Raw genomic sequence first — 15,943 nt, forward strand, 5'->3', positions numbered from 1 at the left:
CGGGCCCTTATTGTTACTCATGGCTCTGTGCAGCTGCAGGTCATGTCCCGTCTGGCAGGGGGCCTCTATGGCGTGATCATCGTCACCGGGCTCTCTGCCGAACTGGGGATACGGGCAAGGCTCATCGACTTTACCAACCCGCAGGCAACCGCAGAAGTCATCCGGTCGGCACCCGGCCTGTTCCGTCTGGCGATGGGGGCAGACCTTGTCATGGCGCTTTGCGATGCCGGGCTGGCTATCCTGCTCTATCTCATCTTTTCCGAAAGGGCATCCGGGGCCGTCCGGAGCCTCGCCCTGTCGGCGATGGTTTTTCGACTGATCCAGACGGTGCTCATTGCCGCCAACCTCATGACCATGCAGGCAGCCTTTTTGCTGCTCTCTGGCGACAAAGCTGCAATCGGTGCCGATCCTTCACAGCTGGCGCTGGTGTATCTCAAGCTGCATGCCTTTGGCTATGATCTGGGGCTGGTGTTTTTCGGCGTCAACGGCTGACTGATGGGGGCACTTGTTCTTGCCACACCGCTGTTCGGTCGAGTTCTGGGATATGGGCTTATGCTGGCCGGAACGGTCTATCTGGCAGGCAGTGCGCTCAGCCTCTTCCTGCCAGATCTTTCCCCGGTCTTCGCTCCGGCCTATGGTATCACCATCGTGGTCGAGGTCGCCTTCGCACTTTGTCTGCTGTTCATGAAAGGGGCTGTTCGCAAGGCTTCCGGCTAAAGCGAGCGCCAAAGACCGAGTCTTGACATGCAATCGCGTTTCTCGACCATGGATTTTCCCGACAGGGGATGGGCGACCACAACCTCGTCATTGATCTCCTCGATCAGGCGGGGAAAGGCATGGTGGGGCAGGACGGCGAGCGAAAGGCTTTGGCCTTCGCCCAGATCAAGCGAAGCATGCATCGGCGTGCGGGAGGCGAGGAAGCTGGTCTCCCGGAACGGAATTTCGTAAGGCTCCTTCATGGACCAGCCCGGAATGCCGGCCGCTATCACGCGGTTCATCGCAATCTGGTCGTCCTGAACGCCTTCAAGAACCTCATCCACCTTTTCCAGAAAGGCCAGCACAGCGGCGTCTGCCGCCAGATAGAACAGGCCGCAACAGACGACCACCCGATTCTGTTCATGCACGTCGCGTGGCCAGAAGGTGCCCTGCGAAAAGACTGCAGAGGCACCACAGGCCTTGATGACTGGCCATGGATCCCGCGCCCACATCGCGTCAACGTCGGAATGGATGATTGCCTGCCCGGCCTTGAGCATTTCGCTCAACACGGCAATCCTGTGCGCCCACAGGGCACCAAAGCCGACATCCGCCACTGGAAGGGGGCGATAGAGCAGCTCAATATGGGGAAAGGCCGCTTGCACCTGCTCGTCAAGGGCAACAAGGCACACCTGCTCAAGCAGATCCTGCTCGTCCAGAAGCTGCAACCACACCTTCGCAACGGGAATATAGTTGGCATTCACAAAAGCCACGATCTTCGGTTTCACTTTTTCCATCCGATGCAGGTGTAATCGATTTCGGTCCACGAGATAGTTTCGCCACGTCGGGCAAAGAAAGTGTCTACCGCTTCGGCACAGCCTTTCCAATGCCCATAGTCGTCCACGATGATATACCCCCCGGGAACAACCCGGTCATAGAGCTGTTCCAGCGCGGCGAGCGTCGGGTCGAACAGGTCGGCGTCAAGCCGCAGGATCGCTACAGACTCCGGCTGAATGGACTGGAGCGTGTGCTGGGCCGGACCTTCGATGGTGAAGAGCCGGTTGTCGCTGAGACCGGCCGCCAGAATGCGCCCGCGCACGGCCTCCACCGAGCAGGAGCCATTGGTGGATTTCGTCAGGTCATAGTCCTTGATCGAACGGTTCTGAAGGTCCTTCTCGTCAGGCAGGTTTTCCTCAAAGCCCTGAAAGGTGTCATAGAGGAAGAAGGGGCGACCCAATATCTTGGCTGAGGCCAGCGCTGCGATGACGCTGGAGTGACCGGCGGCCACACCGATTTCGACAAAGGCGCCCGGAAGGCGCTGGCGGTCGATGTCCCGGATCGCCTTGATCAGATAGTCCGAGCGCCGCGCTCCATGCTGTTCCGGATTGGTGTAGATAGAGGGATGATCCACCCCCTTGTAAATGGTTCGAACTCTCTCGATGACGCGGTCATGCACCATGTCGAGATTGCCAAACCGGGCGATGCAATGGGTCCAGCGGCTCTGCCTGGAGGCCGCATTCATCGCTTCGAACCCCGCCATGTCGAGATCGCCCCGAGCCTTCCAGCGCTCAACCTCGGCACTCAGACTTTCATTCTGGGTGTCATCGATGCACAGGATATGATCTGCCGTGACCAGTGGGCGCAACAGCTCAAGATCGCTGGCGATGGTCTTGTCCTTGCCGCCATCCAGATGAACCAGATCGAAGGACGCCGGGGCCAGTTCAGGCAGCCGCTCGGTTGAAAAACCGGGGAGCAGTGTCAAGCGACCCGGGAACATGGCGTTCAGATAGTCAAACGACTTGCGGGCGTGGGGCAGTTCGAGCGGATCGATGATGGTCAGCTTTGATGTGGGATTGGCAAGCAACATCAACAGCGCCGAATGCCCCCCGGCAAAGCCGACCTCGAGTATGGATCTTGCATGTTCGGCCAGTTCTGCCAGATTCTCGCGCTTCCAGTGCAGGGAATGCTCAGGCCGCAAGCCTCTTGCTCCCTTGAGGTCGACATAGGCCAGATTGCCCGTATACCCTCCCGGGTTCATCAGCGCGATGTCAAGCAGATCCTGCAGATAGGGCTTCATCCGGGCTTCCAGACGGATCATCCGTTGAGAGCGCTTCGGTGCGTGGAAAACCTGAAGGTTGCGCCGGTGATTGATGTTGCGCCGGTTGCTCATGGTCCGGGCTCGGGCGGTCAGTTGCGGATCGAACCGGCAACCCCGTGACGTGAATTCAGCGCGCCATTCGAGTTCCGGACGCTCGGCGATGTGGCCGTGTCCCCCCTGACCGGGCCGTGCGCCGGAAAAGACGATATGGCGTCCGGCCCGTGCGACCAGAAAGTCGAACAGGGCGGCATGCTGCTCCCGAGGCACATGTTCTGCAACCTCGATCGACAGGACCATGTCAAAGGTGCGGTCAAGGATTGCCGGAGCCGGTTGCGTCAGAACATTCACGTTGAGCAGATGCAGGTTTGGCGCCAGTGGCCTGTCCAGTTGCACATCGGGCTCGAGCAGGCAGGAGGTGCCGAGACGGGCGTTATGCCCCAGATAGTCGGCAAGAGCACACAGACCGGAGCCGAATTCCATGAAATCCGTTGGCTGGATATGATCAAGAATAAAGTCGGCCAGGCCATTGTTCAGATTCTGGCCATAGAGCATTTCGTGCGACTGGCGGTTCCAGTGGCCACCCTCCGCGCCAAGAATTGGATCTTTCGTGTTCATGCTGTGCCTGCTTTTCTGATGCAATAAGGTCCGGGCGAATGGTCAGGGTCGATTACTACGCATTTTCTCCGGCAGTCCAGTTTGGTGTGGATGCCAACGAACCGACCCAAACACACGGCCACAGCAAAGCGATCGTGGAAAGACAATCGCCAGCAAAGGCCAGAAAATGCCCCACGACTGCGATGCTTTGGAAAGACGCGACGGGCCAGATTTTTCAATTCTGGAAGAAAGATAGTTGGAAACAGGAAGAAAGACAATTGCGGAAGATGGCTGACGAAATTTCGCACATCTTCAGGCGGACCATGAGGGCTTGCCGCATCCCATTGCGGGAAAGGAACGAGGGGAGGCGCAAGGGAGCCTGAAGGGAGCCTGAAGGGACTGGCGCCTTCCCGATCCTGAGTTACCAAACAGACAGGCGTTCAGGCAAAAACCTGGGCTTCGCCATCCAGATCACGATCTGTACCGACGGTCTTGAGAGAGGCAACGACACAGAAAGACTGGATGTCCGCTCCGCGATCCTGTCGCAGCACGCAATCCTGCATCGCGATGTTCTGGAACCCTGCCTGCTGCAACAGCTCGGTGACATAGGCCGGGGAATGGGCAAAGCGGCGGCTTTCGCGCAGCTCGATCGGCTTGTCGCCGCGTTCAAGAGTAAAGGCAATCCGTCCCTCAGGCTCGAGTGCCCCGACGCACCAGCCGACAATCTGTTCCAGAGCCCCCAGATAGATGAACACATCGGCGGCAATGATCAGATCATAGGTTTCCGTGCCGGGAGCGAGATCGCCAATGTCATGCTTTTCCAGAAGATCATAGATGCCCTTGGATTCGGCCTCGTCCAGCATGCCGCGGGAGATGTCGTAGCCGCCGAGCCAATCGCAGCAATCGCGCAGCTGCACGCCCATCAGGCCGGTGCCGCAGCCAAGGTCCAGCGCCCGGCGGGCATGGCTGAAGCCGCTTTCTCGCAAGGCACGGAGCAGTAGTTCCGGTCCGCGATAGTCGAGCTTCTCCAGTAGCGATTCCTCAAAGCGCGGCGCATATTGGTCAAACAGCGTTTCAACGAAGGCGGCCGGCATTCTCTCGGCAACCGGCACATCCCGCAACAGATCCAGCTTCAAGCCCGCCCCGAACGGATCGCTCGGGTCCAGCGCAATCGCGCGCCGCCATGCTTCGGCGGCCTTCCCGGCATCGTGGGCCTGTTCATGATACTCGCCCAGCAGAAACCAGCCCGCACCCCAGTCTGGCGCTTCTTCCAGCGCGCCCGAGAGCACTTCGATTGCAGATGCCCAATCGCCCATTTGGGCCATCGTCGCAGCGAATTCTGCCCGGCGGTCCGCAAGCAGATTGCCCGAAGGAAATGGCTTTCCAACCATGTCTTTTGCTTTCTGGTGAGCCCCGCCTGTTGCTGCGAAATAGGAGCCATGCCGGGGGAAACGCTGCCTGTCACGGCGGCAGCGAAGAGGCTCTAGTCGCGGTCAAGCAGTCTGTCAAGAAAATTCCGCATTTGCCTTGCTTTCCGCAGTCTTGATGAGTTTCGCCAGAGGGGGGAAGGGAAGGGGGGGGAGGGAGTAAAGAGAGCGAGACAAAGCCCCGGACGAGCTGTCTCACGAGGGGTTGTCTCATTGGGCAATGTCAAGTGCTGCGACGGATGTGACAAATGGGCTATTGCACCCTTGTGCAGAAATGTGCAATATTATGCGACATGTTGCAGGAATGTGCATTTTACAAACGCCAAGCTCACATACCAAGCCCACCGACCAGAGTAGCCTTATGATCGACCTTCCTCTCAACAACCCGTCTGTCAGACAGCAAATGTTGCTTCGGCGCCTTGAAAGCGGTGACCAACTGGTGGCAACCGCGTTGGCCAAAGAGTTCGAGATCTCGCTCGATACCATCCGCCGCGATCTGCTGGCGCTTGAGGATCGCGGGCTCGCCCATCGGGTGCGTGGCGGGGCCATTCCGGTCCGCTCGACCTTCACGCCGTTTTCCGAACGCCGCCAGACCCCCGAGACGGACTGCTCGTCGATCGTCGGGGCTGCCCTTCAGCGCATCGGGAAGGGCATGACCATCATCCTCAGTGGCGGCGCAACCATGACCCATCTGGCCGAACGGCTGGAGCCGCTCGACAATCTGCTGGTGATCACGCCCGCCCCGGCGATTGCCTCGATCATGCTGGAAAAGGGCATTGCCACTCACCTGATTGGCGGCCGCCTGAGCCCTTGGGGTGGCTGCGCTGTTGGTGGCGAGGCGGAAGCCGCGCTCGGCAATGTCGCCGCCGATCTGGCCTTCCCCGCCATTTGCGGACTGGACCGGGATTTCGGGCTCAGCATGGATCATGCCGATGAAGCGAGCATGACACGCACACTCATCCGTGCGGCCAATGAAACCATACTGGTGTGCTCCCGGACCAAGGTTGGCCAACGGGCCCGCCACAGGGTGCTGCCGGTCGACGCCATTACCACCATCGTTACAGATGCGGACGAAGCAATAATGCAGCCCTTTGCGGCAGCGGGAGCGGAGATTCTCCATGCATAACCCGAACACCATGATCAGCCAGCCTGTCGTCTGGCGGGGCCTGCGCACGCCGCGTCGTGCCGTTTCGGCGATGTTCATGCTCAACGGTGCCTTCTATGGCATGTGGGCCTCTCGTGTTCCGGCAATCGCGGAAATGCATCAGCTGTCCGAGGCGGTGCTTGGCATCCTGCTGCTGTGCATGTGTGCGGGAGCCATTACCTCCTTTCCACTGGCGGGTCGCCTTGTCGATCGCATGGGCAGCGCGCCGGTGACCAAGGGGCTGACAATTGCCTATGGCGTAACCCTTGCCGGGCTTGCCTTTGCGCCCGGTGTTCTGCTGTTGGGCCTGGCGCTGTTCGCATTCGGCGCCGCCCATGGCGCTATGGATGTCTCCATGAACGCCTGGGCTGGCGAAGTGGAAAAGGCGCGGGGCAAGCCGATCATGTCCTCTTTCCATGCCATGTGGAGCCTTGGCTCCGGGCTCGGGGCGGCAACCGGTTTTCTCGCTGTTCATCTCGGGGCGAGCCCGATGGTGCATTTTCTCATCGGTGGCATCATTGTGCTGGCAATTGCCCTGCCGTTCGGCTTTATCCCGTGGCAGTCACCCAGAACCGGCAAACAGCCCGGAAGCTCCCATCCGATTTTCGTTTTCCCGAAAGGGGCCTTGGCTTTTGTCGGGCTGATGGGGTTGTGCGCAGGGCTCGGTGAAGGGGCCATGGGGGACTGGGGAGCAATCTTCCTTGTTCAGATCGCGCTGACCAACGAAGGCACCGCAGCCCTTGGCTACACCTGCTTTTCCGTGGCAATGGTCATCATGCGTCTGGCCGGAGATGTCATCATCGCCCGACTGGGCGCGGTCAGAACGGCCCGCCTCTGTGGTCTTGTGGCCGCAGCCGGGTCGTTGCTTGCCGTGACGGTGGCCACGATGCCGGCCATTCTTGTCGGCTTTGCGATGATGGGCATCGGCTATGCCCTTGTTGTGCCGCTGGCCTTTTCGCGCGCCTCCAATGATGACACGATGTCGCCCGGACCTGCCATTGCGGCGGTGGCAACCTTCGGCTATGGCGGCGGCCTGTTCGGCCCGGTCGTGATCGGATTCCTGGCCGATGCCTTTTCCATCCGCTGGGCCTTTCTGCTGCTCTCGGCTCTGGCCCTGCTGATCATTGTTCTCGCCCGGAATCTTGCTCCCTGCGCTCACAAGGCGTGATCCTCTAAAGCCGTTGGTTGCGATGTTATTTCCCCTCGTCAGCAGAATGCAATAGGGGGAAGAGTGGCAGCTGATTTGACAACTTCTGTTCGCTTTCTTGCGCTTTTGTTAGTGGAAGATTTGAATAATTTGCGTCTGATGCCGAAAATTTGTCAAAAATTTCGCTTGCTGTTCTGCTTTTCCTTGCAGCCCTCGCAAATTTGGCTAGTGTGGGGCCAACAAAAACGCACTTTTCCAAAAAGCGGAGGAAATACAATGCTCAAATTGGGTGGAACGCTCCTCGCAGCGGCAACCATTGCCATGACCGCAGGGCTGGCACATGCTGAAACGCGGGTGACTTACAAGTCTGCGAAAACCTCTTCATCCTATTATCAGATGGGTGTGCAGATCGCCGAAGCCATCAAGGCTGGCACGGATGGCAACATCATCGTGACGGTCGAGGAAAGCCAGGGCTCGGTGCAGAATGTCATGGAAGTTCGCGGTCGCGGCGCTGACTATGTGTTCACCACGCCACCGGCTCTCGTCGGGCTGGCCCAGGCGGGCAAGGGTGCCTTTGAAGGCAAGACCAGCCCGAAATTTGCCGATATCCGGGCGCTGTTCCCGATTCCGAGCCTGTCGATGCATTTCGTCGTATCCAAGGCCAGCGGCATCACGGATTTTGCCGGTATGGAAGGCAAGTCGATTCTGCTGGGCAAAGGCACCTTTGGGGCCAGCGAAGGCGAGAAATATCTCAAGCTCTTCGGTCTTGAGGGCAAGATCAACCTGTCTCAGGTTGAACTGTCCAACGCCGTTCCGGCGCTCAAGAACGGCCAGATCGATGGCTTCGTGACCTCCGGTTCCTATCCGGCCCCAAACGTGGTTGAAGCCGCTGCGTCCACGGATGTCACCATCCTGTCGCTGTCCGATGAGCAGATCGCTGCAACCAAGAGGGCCAAGCTGGTCATCCCGGCCGGAACCTATGCCGGTCAGGATGCCGATGTAAGCACCACCTCCCTGCCGGTTGTCGCCTATGCCACCGCAGCGATGGATGACGCAACCGCCTACGAGCTGACCAAAACCTTCTGGGAACAGAAAGCCAAGATGACCGAAACCGCCCCATGGTGGAAAGGCGTCACCAAGGAGCTGATGGGCAACATCACCACCAAACTGCATCCCGGAGCGGTCAAATATTACAAGGAAGCCGGTTTCGAGCTTTCCGAAAGCCAGATGTAAGTTTCTGAACCAACGCTGAAATTAGCCGTGGCCACCCGGCCACGGCCTTGTTATATCCTGCCTAGCTGATGCCTCTCCCTTTCCAGCCGCCAATCGATCACGATAGAAGTAGAGCATATCCATGATGCAAGCCCCTGAGTCCAAGAGCATGCCTGTTCGGCTGATTGTTTTCCTGCTGGCCCTTGTGCTTGTGGTTTTTCATCTCGGGTTGATCTTCTCCGGCCTGACGCCCAATCTGGTCTCTCGCCCGGTGCATTTGGCCTTGGCTTTGCCGTGGATTCTGGTCATCGGCCCCAGAGCCATGGGATCTCTGGCATTTCGCCTGTCCGGCTGGCTGTTGGCTGTGGCCGGGATACTGTCCTGCCTCTATATCGCCTTCAACCAGTCCGACCTGATTGACCAGTATGGCTTTCTGGAAGGCAACGGGCAGATCGCCATGGCGATTGTGCTCATTGTCGTGGTGATGGAATCTGCCCGTCGTGCCATCGGCTGGCCCTTGCCGATTGTTGCCTTTCTGGCCCTGATGTATGGCCTGTTCGGGCAATATATTCCGGGCGAATTCGGCCATTCACCCATGCCGCTCGGCTCGTTCCTCGGCACCCTGACCATCGCTGAAGGCGGGCTATGGGGCAGTCTGACGGGCGTGTCTGTCTCGGTCGTTGCCATTTTCGTCATCTTCGGCGCGGTGCTCAATGCCGGTGAGGCCGGGCAGGGCTTCATGAATGTTGCCGCCGCCGCTGCGGGCCGGCTGACCGGTGGTGGCGCCAAGGTGTCTGTGATTTCCTCGGCACTGTTTGGATCGATCTCGGGATCGGCCAGCGCCAACGTTGCCTCCACAGGGGCCATCACCCTTCCTGCCATGACCAGCCTTGGTTATCCCCGCCGTCTTGCCGGTGCGGTCGAAGCGGTGGCCTCCTCCGGTGGCCAGATCATGCCGCCGCTGATGGGAGCGGGTGCCTTTGTCATGGTGGAACTGACCGGCACGCCCTACACATCGATCATCATGGCAGCGCTGTTGCCTGCCTTCCTCTATTTCTTTGCCGTATGGATCGGCATCAACGCCTATGCCACCCGCTTCAAGCTTTCCGGCATTGCCGAGGCTGACCGTCCTCCCTTGCGCGACGTGATCATCACCTCCGCCTTCTTTCTGGTGCCCTTCTGCGTTCTGCTGCTGGGCATGTTTGCCGCCGATTATACGCCGCAATATGCAGCAACCCTTTCAATTCTGGCAGCAGCGCTGTTACTGTTGTTCAACCGCAATCTGAAGGCCGTGCCGGGGCAGATCATTGCCCGGTTTGAAACTGCCTTTATCACCTCTGCCCGGCAGGTGGCGATGATCGCCTCGATCATCCTGTGTGCCTCCATCATTATTGGCGTGCTGTCCGTCACCGGGCTGGGGGTCAAGATCACGTCACTGATCCTGTCCGGCTCTTCGGGCCTGTTGTGGCCATCGCTGTTGCTGACGGCCCTTGCCTGCCTCTTGTTGGGCATGGAAGTACCGACAACGGCGGCCTATGTCATCTGCGTATCCGTTGCCGGCCCGGCGCTGGTGCAGTCCGGGCTGGAGCCGTTGCAAGCTCATCTCTTCGTCTTCTGGTTTGCCCTGCTGTCGACCATAACCCCGCCGGTCTGCGGGGCGGTGTTCATTGCCGCTGGCATGGTCGGGGAAGACTGGCTGAAGGTAGCGCTGACGGCCATGTCCCTTGGCATCGGGCTCTATATCATCCCGCTTGGCATGATCGCCAATCCGGAACTGATCGCACTGGGTCAGCAGCCGATTGCTGCCCTGTTGGTGACGGTTCAGATCGGGCTGGGGCTGGCTGCCCTGTCCTATGGTCTGATCGCCAGATTCAGGCCGCTCAACCGGGTCGGATTGATCATGCTCGGGCTGGTGATCATCTTTGGCCGGGCTTTCCTGTAGGCAGGCCCTTCCGGCCAAATGATGCCTTTTTGATGCTCAATTGACTAAAAAACAGGACAGTTAGCAGCTTTTGTGAATATTTTCGCAGAAGAATGCGCTGAATAACGAAGAATTTCTTCAATTTTTGACTTTTTATTGAATCTCTGATCGACTTTTGAGCAGTCTTTGCGCAAAAAAGCATCGCTGTTAGTAAGGTCTTAACGATTGGATCCAGCAAGATCGATCGCTGCTGAAACCCGGTTCGGGGTCTTGGCCGGAGCGGGTGCAGGCCACCCCTCATGGTTCGTCCCGAAACGGTTTGGCGGAGCGGCAGCTGCCGGGGGAGTATTCAAGGAAAAATAATCAGTATTCCCTGCTGGCGGACAGGACCTTTCTGTTACAAAAACGGGATGCGGCCGATCAACGAGGACAGCCGACATCTGATAATTGGTTCTTTGGGAAGAATTCAAAAATGAGTGTCAAACGAGAACACTGGGGCTCTCGCCTCGGTTTCATCATGGCCACGGCAGGATCGGCTGTTGGTCTGGGAAATATCTGGAAATTCCCCTATATGGCCGGTGACAACGGGGGAGCGGCCTTCATCATTGTCTATCTGGCTCTGGTCTTTACCATTGGTCTGTCGGTGCTTCTGGCCGAGATCATGATCGGCCGCGCCAGCCAGTCCGATGCAGTCCATGCCTTCAAGAAGCTCGGACCGGGCTTCTTTTCCATCGTCGGCTACATGGGCATCGCTGCTGCCTTCATGATCCTGTCCTTCTACTGCGTCGTTGCTGGCTGGACCATCGACTATATCTTCCGCTTTGCCAGTGGTGGCTTTGCTGGCATGGATGGTGCTGCGCTGGGACAGGCATTTGGCGGCTTCATCGCCGACCCCGTCCAGCCGATCATCTATCAGGCCATTTTCGTCGCCCTGACGGTTATCGTGGTGCTGGGCGGTGTTGCCAACGGCATCGAGCGGGCAGGCAAGATCCTGATGCCGATCCTGTTCCTCATCCTTCTTGCTCTGGTGATCCGCGCAGTAACCCTGCCCGGTGCTGCAAAGGGCATCGAATTCTTCCTTGCGCCGGATTTCTCCAAGATCACGGGAGAAACCATCATGGCGGCGCTTGGGCAGGCCTTCTTCTCGCTTTCCCTCGGCATGGGCGCGATCCTGACTTATGGGTCCTATCTGGGCAAGGACGCCAAGCTGGGCTCGTCCGCCTGGCAGGTGGCCTTCCTTGACACCGCCGTTGCCATTCTGGCCGGTCTGGCCATTCTGCCAGCCGTCTTTGCCTTCGGCATGGACCCCGGCGCAGGACCCGGGCTGACATTTGTCACGCTGCCTGCGGTCTTCATGTCAATGCCCGGCGGCATTTTCTTCGGCACCCTGTTCTTCCTGTTGCTGAGCATCGCTGCGCTGACGAGCTCCATCTCGCTGCTTGAACCGCTGGTCGCCTTCTTCTCGACCAAGGGCTTCAGCCGCAGCCAGATCACCATTACCTCGGGTTTCCTGTCGTTCCTGCTGGGCATTCCCTGCTCGCTGGCGATGGGCATCTGGAGTGGCTACACCATTTTCGGCAAGAATTTCTTCGACCTCATGGACTTCCTGACGTCGAACCTCATCCTGCCGATCGGTGGTTTCCTGATCGCCATTTTCGTGGGCTGGGTCATCACGCCCCGCGCCTACAAGGAAGTGTGCGGCGACAATGAGCCGGGGCTTCTGGCAAAGACCTGGATCTTCATCCTGCGCTTTATCGCGCCGATTGCGATCCTGCTGATCCTGCTTTCGGGGCTCAACCTGATCAGCTTCTGATCGTCAGTATTTACTGAATTGACCATGGAGAGGCGGGCTTTGAGGCCCGCCTTTTTTCGCTCTTGGCCTGGTCCGGTTCTGCAATGGAGCCTAGATGGTGTCCAGATGGTCAGCGGCGGTCTGGGGAAGCCGATTGGTCGCGATGCTCCCGATCTTCCCGGTGGAGGATCTATTGTGCCTTGTAGACCAGCGGGAACTGACGCGCACTTGCCTTTACGCCATCGCATTCCGGCTTCTCGCGAAATTCGGTGAGGAAGAATTCCAGCGCCTCTCCCTCGACCGATCGCAACTGGTAAGCCTCGAAGGTGCCACAGGTTCCATCGCCGTCATAATATTCCGACGTCACCGTGCCACTCTCTGTGTCCATCTGCGGGTTGCGAATCTCGTGATTGGGGTCGGCATCCTCAAAGCCGGGCAGTGGCGGCACGGTCAGCAACGTGGAATAGTCGGTATTCTCGTTCATGCTGACCACATAGACCGAGCTGCCTGTGCGGGCGTAGAGATTGCAGGGCACCTCCCACAGGGTGACGGCATCGCTGATGGCATAATGGTTGCCTTGTCCTGCGGTCTGGTCCATGGCGCATTCGGGGGCGTCGCTGGTAACCACGGATCGCACGCCGGCAGGGATGGCATCAAGTTTCTCAAACGGGACAGCCGGGCCGAGCGGAATGGGATCACCATAGGGCTGTTCGCCGGAAGGAGCCGGGGCCGCCTTGCTCGACTGGGAAGACGGCGCTGTGGCAGGGCAATAGATCCCACCCTTGACCGAAATGACAAAGGGATAGTGCTTGGACTGGGTGATCGTCAGCTTGGCCTTGTCGGCAATGATATTGTCTCTGTCGGTATGCTGATCGGTGACCTCGAGCAGAGCCGTATAGGTGCTATCGGAGTTGCGATAGAGCCGCAGGGGTTCAAGCGCCCGGTCGTTGACTGAGACAGTGTCTTCACGCTGCATTTCATAGACGGTCTGACCCACCTTCATCCAGGCAGGCAGCTCCTCGCCGTCGTTGAACGGCGCATAGAGCACATAGGCGTATTTGTCGATCTCGGGAGACTTGTTGGCTTGCCAGAAAGCGAGGTGGCAGCCCTCATATCCCTCGATGACATTCTGCCCGAAGAGCCGCAAGTCTATGGAGGGATCCCCGTCCTCGGCGAGGGCATCAGACCCGGAAAGGGCGAGCGTTCCCACCACAAGAGCCCCCGCAGCATGACGAGTGGCCATGGTGATGGTGCGCAAGGAGGACAGGCTGGAAAAACGGGGACATTTGATGGTCATTGGAACGGCTCCGGCAATGGACAAATCAAATCGATTTGGCCGTGATGCTATGGTAAATCACCGAAACGGTCCAGTTGGGAAATGGCAACAACCCCTGTCTTGTTTGCGGGGGGAGGTGGGAACGGACAAGGAAAAGGGCCAGCAGCAGGGTCGGCAAAAGGATCCCTGGCCCTGCAGTCAAAGCGTGTGCGGGAGGGGAGGTCGTCAGACCGCCGTTTTCCATTGCATGCCGATCCCGGCAGCCTCGCGTGCCCGGCGGCCGATCTCGGTCCAGTCTCGGGCATAGATCAGTTCGGGGGGCGCAATCCAGCTGCCGCCGATGGCAAAGACATTCGGCTGTTTGAGATACTCACTGGCATTGGCAGAGCTGACGTCTCCTGTCGGACAGAACGCCACATCCTTCACCGGTCCGGCAATGGATTTCAGCATCGAGACCCCACCAGAGACTTCCGCCGGGAACAGCTTCTGTTCCGAAAAGCCGACCTCCCTGAGAGCGAGGATTTCCGATAGTGAACCGGCGCCGGGCAGAAACGGCCAGTCGCTGAGTTCAAGTGCCCGCAACAGCCTTTCCGAAACACCGGGAGAATCGCCGAACCAGCCACCTGCGGATTGGGCGGAGTTCAGCTGCATTTCGGTGAGGATCGAGCCCACTCCGATAATAGCCCCATCAACCTTGTTGGCAATATTCTCAATCGCCTTGAACGCAGCATCGCTGCGCAGGGTGACTTCCAGAACCGGCAGTCCATTGTCGACAAGACACTGGCCAAGCGGCTGGGCATCATCGGGGTTCTCGATGACGAGAACCGGTATGACCTTGGTTCCCGACAGCAACGGGGAGACTTTAGGATGCATGGTATATCCCTTTTGTTTCTTTGTTGGCAGGATCTACAATCAAAGCATCATGAAAGATGAACTTGATTTTTGGCTGATTTTGTTCAAATGCCAGAAAGATGTCCCCTCTTTCTGGCAACAGTTCTCAATTTGATATATATCATATTTGAAGAAAGCTTGCCAAAAATTTATCCCGCGTCGTTAATGCAATTAAAAGATGCCAAAAGAGATTGATGTATAAAGAAAAACCGGCGGGAGTTATTCCGCCGGTTGATCGCGTGTCTTGCCCTCGATTGCCTGAGGTGGGCAGCATGGCCTCTATACCAAGAGGCTTACTTGCCGGGCAGGAACCAGTTTGCCGCGTTCTGATAGCAGACATCGCGGACCATCTTGTCCACCAGCTCCGGGTCATTGGGCACATAGCCGGTTTCAACCCAGCGGCCGACCATCTGGCAAACCAGACGGCGGAAATACTCATGCCGCGGGAAGGACAGGAAGGAGCGGCTGTCGGTCAACATGCCGATGAAATGCGAGAACAGCCCCATTTGCGAGAGATGGGTCATCTGGCGCTCCATACCATCGAGCTGATCGTTGAACCACCAACCCGAGCCTGCCTGCACCTTGCCGGCAATTTCGCCATCCTGGAAGTTGCCTGCCGTGGAGACGATCACTTCGTTGAAGGCCGAATTGAGGTGGTAGAGAATGGTCTTGGGCAGGTGGCCATCCCGATCCATTTCGCCCAGCAGGCCGTTGAGTTCGACGGCGATCGGGCGGTCATTGATCGAATCGCCGCCAACATCGGCTCCGATGGACTGGAACAGGCGATGGTTGTTGTTGCGCACGGCACCGATATGCAGCTGCATGACCAGTTTGCGGTCGTAATAGGCCTTGGACAGGTCGACGAACATGGTGGTCTGGAACTGGGCGATCTCTCGCTCGGAGAGCGCTTCGCCAGACAGGCGCTTGGCGATGATGGCGTCAAGGGTTGCCGCATCAACCGGCTTGGCATAGCGCAGGATTTCGATGCCATGGTCTGTTGCCTTGCAGCCGTTAGCCACAAAATGGTCAAGGCGTTCGACGAGAGCCTTGATCAGCGGTGTGTAGCTGTCGACGGAATATCCGACCACTTTGGCCAGATCATCGAGGAAACCGGCAAAGCCCGGCAGGTCGATTTTGTAGGCCGCATCCGGGCGGAAGCTCGGGGCAACGATCATGTCGTCAAGGCTGGCGTCTGCAGCCATCTGCTTGTGGAAGGCCAGATCATCGCATGGAGCGTCGGTGGTGCCCACAAACTCGACCTTGAACTGGCGCAGCAGACCCCGGGCGGAGTGGCTGTCCTCGGCCAACATGCCATTGGCCTTCTCCCAGATCGCATCGGCGGTTTTCGGCGAAAGGCATTCCGTGATGCCGAACGCCCGCTGCAGCTCCAGATGGGTCCAGTGATAGAGCGGATTGCCGAAGCATTTCGGCATCACCTCGGCAAAGGCATCGAACTTTTCCCTGAAGGAAGCGGCACCGGAGACCTTTTCTTCCGCAACGCCAGCCCAGCGCATGGCGCGCCACTTGTAGTGGTCGCCCGCCAGCCAGACCTCGCCGATGGTTTCCCATTTCCTGTCATTGGCGATCTGTTCGGGAATGAGATGGTTGTGATAGTCGACGATCGGCAGGTGTTCCGCGACGTCATGATAAAGGTGACGGGCGGCTGCGGTATCGAGCAGGAAATCCGGGCCCAGAAATGGTTGCATGGTGTTTTCTCCTGTCATGAGCGAGGGCTACATGAAAAACAA

General features: G+C 58.4%; 11 protein-coding genes and 1 pseudogene. 6 read left to right on the forward strand and 6 right to left on the reverse strand.

Annotated elements, in window-relative coordinates; genetic code table 11:
• Window positions 1-42: 42 nt before the first annotated feature.
• A pseudogene (locus tag DSL70_RS22605) lies at window positions 43-717 on the forward strand (DUF4386 domain-containing protein).
• On the opposite strand, the gene DSL70_RS15640 reads toward DSL70_RS22605, so the two are convergent.
• The 3 genes from DSL70_RS15640 to DSL70_RS15655 form a co-directional block, all read right to left on the reverse strand.
• A complete protein-coding gene (locus tag DSL70_RS15640; RefSeq protein ID WP_162916769.1) occupies window positions 714-1,481 on the reverse strand; it encodes a putative nucleotide-diphospho-sugar transferase in 768 nt (255 codons plus the stop codon). The pseudogene DSL70_RS22605 and the gene DSL70_RS15640 overlap by 4 nt on opposite strands.
• Entirely contained in the window at window positions 1,478-3,406 is a 1,929-nt protein-coding gene (locus DSL70_RS15645; protein WP_119308896.1) for a class I SAM-dependent methyltransferase, read from the reverse strand. Before DSL70_RS15645 ends, DSL70_RS15640 begins: the two co-directional genes overlap by 4 nt.
• A gap of 419 nt (window positions 3,407-3,825) precedes the next feature.
• Window positions 3,826-4,776 carry a class I SAM-dependent DNA methyltransferase gene (locus DSL70_RS15655; RefSeq protein WP_119308898.1) on the reverse strand — a complete coding sequence of 317 codons (951 nt, stop codon included), beginning with the start codon at window positions 4,774-4,776 and terminating at the stop codon, window positions 3,826-3,828.
• Between the two features lie 397 nt (window positions 4,777-5,173).
• On the opposite strand from DSL70_RS15655, the gene DSL70_RS15660 reads away from it, so the two are divergent.
• The 5 genes from DSL70_RS15660 to DSL70_RS15680 all read left to right on the forward strand — a co-directional run bounded on the left by DSL70_RS15660 (window position 5,174) and on the right by DSL70_RS15680 (window position 12,049).
• Window positions 5,174-5,938: a DeoR/GlpR family DNA-binding transcription regulator gene (locus tag DSL70_RS15660; RefSeq protein ID WP_162916771.1), complete on the forward strand. Its 765-nt coding sequence runs from the start codon at window positions 5,174-5,176 to the stop codon at window positions 5,936-5,938.
• The gene (locus tag DSL70_RS15665; protein WP_205563292.1) at window positions 5,931-7,124 is read left to right on the forward strand and encodes an MFS transporter; all 1,194 of its coding nucleotides are present in this window, start codon (window positions 5,931-5,933) and stop codon (window positions 7,122-7,124) included. Before DSL70_RS15660 ends, DSL70_RS15665 begins: the two co-directional genes overlap by 8 nt.
• A 255-nt stretch (window positions 7,125-7,379) precedes the next feature.
• On the forward strand, window positions 7,380-8,336 hold the full coding sequence (locus tag DSL70_RS15670; protein ID WP_119308900.1) for a TAXI family TRAP transporter solute-binding subunit: 957 nt from the start codon (window positions 7,380-7,382) through the stop codon (window positions 8,334-8,336).
• Window positions 8,337-8,457: 121 nt separating this feature from the next.
• Window positions 8,458-10,257 carry a TRAP transporter permease gene (locus DSL70_RS15675; protein ID WP_425359363.1) on the forward strand — a complete coding sequence of 600 codons (1,800 nt, stop codon included), beginning with the start codon at window positions 8,458-8,460 and terminating at the stop codon, window positions 10,255-10,257.
• A gap of 451 nt (window positions 10,258-10,708) precedes the next feature.
• Window positions 10,709-12,049, forward strand: coding sequence for a sodium-dependent transporter (locus DSL70_RS15680; protein WP_119308901.1), 1,341 nt, complete (start codon window positions 10,709-10,711; stop codon window positions 12,047-12,049).
• Between the two features lie 169 nt (window positions 12,050-12,218).
• On the opposite strand, the gene DSL70_RS15685 is transcribed toward DSL70_RS15680, so the two are convergent.
• The 3 genes from DSL70_RS15685 to uxaC all read right to left on the reverse strand — a co-directional run bounded on the left by DSL70_RS15685 (window position 12,219) and on the right by uxaC (window position 15,901).
• Entirely contained in the window at window positions 12,219-13,325 is a 1,107-nt protein-coding gene (locus tag DSL70_RS15685) for a hypothetical protein (protein WP_162916773.1), read from the reverse strand.
• 204 nt (window positions 13,326-13,529) lie between these two features.
• Window positions 13,530-14,177, reverse strand: a complete 648-nt coding sequence (gene eda / locus DSL70_RS15690; RefSeq protein WP_119308903.1) for a bifunctional 4-hydroxy-2-oxoglutarate aldolase/2-dehydro-3-deoxy-phosphogluconate aldolase — start codon at window positions 14,175-14,177, stop codon at window positions 13,530-13,532.
• A 311-nt stretch (window positions 14,178-14,488) separates the two neighbouring features.
• The gene (gene uxaC / locus DSL70_RS15695) at window positions 14,489-15,901 is read right to left on the reverse strand and encodes a glucuronate isomerase (RefSeq protein ID WP_119308904.1); all 1,413 of its coding nucleotides are present in this window, start codon (window positions 15,899-15,901) and stop codon (window positions 14,489-14,491) included.
• Window positions 15,902-15,943 lie beyond the last annotated feature (42 nt).

The organism is Cohaesibacter haloalkalitolerans, from assembly GCF_003574655.1.
GTDB lineage: Bacteria > Pseudomonadota > Alphaproteobacteria > Rhizobiales > Cohaesibacteraceae > Cohaesibacter > Cohaesibacter haloalkalitolerans.

Bases quoted from the DNA above. Each gene is read 5' to 3' on its own strand.
- DSL70_RS15645 (WP_119308896.1), bottom strand. From the start codon at position 3,406: ATGAACACGAAAGATCCAATTCTTGGCGCGGAGGGTGGCCACTGGAAC.
- DSL70_RS15655 (WP_119308898.1), bottom strand. From the start codon at position 4,776: ATGGTTGGAAAGCCATTTCCTTCGGGCAATCTGCTTGCGGACCGCCGG.
- DSL70_RS15660 (WP_162916771.1), top strand. From the start codon at position 5,174: ATGATCGACCTTCCTCTCAACAACCCGTCTGTCAGACAGCAAATGTTG.
- DSL70_RS15665 (WP_205563292.1), top strand. From the start codon at position 5,931: ATGCATAACCCGAACACCATGATCAGCCAGCCTGTCGTCTGGCGGGGC.
- DSL70_RS15670 (WP_119308900.1), top strand. From the start codon at position 7,380: ATGCTCAAATTGGGTGGAACGCTCCTCGCAGCGGCAACCATTGCCATG.
- DSL70_RS15675 (WP_425359363.1), top strand. From the start codon at position 8,458: ATGATGCAAGCCCCTGAGTCCAAGAGCATGCCTGTTCGGCTGATTGTT.
- DSL70_RS15680 (WP_119308901.1), top strand. From the start codon at position 10,709: ATGAGTGTCAAACGAGAACACTGGGGCTCTCGCCTCGGTTTCATCATG.
- DSL70_RS15685 (WP_162916773.1), bottom strand. From the start codon at position 13,325: ATGACCATCAAATGTCCCCGTTTTTCCAGCCTGTCCTCCTTGCGCACC.
- eda (WP_119308903.1), bottom strand. From the start codon at position 14,177: ATGCATCCTAAAGTCTCCCCGTTGCTGTCGGGAACCAAGGTCATACCG.
- uxaC (WP_119308904.1), bottom strand. From the start codon at position 15,901: ATGCAACCATTTCTGGGCCCGGATTTCCTGCTCGATACCGCAGCCGCC.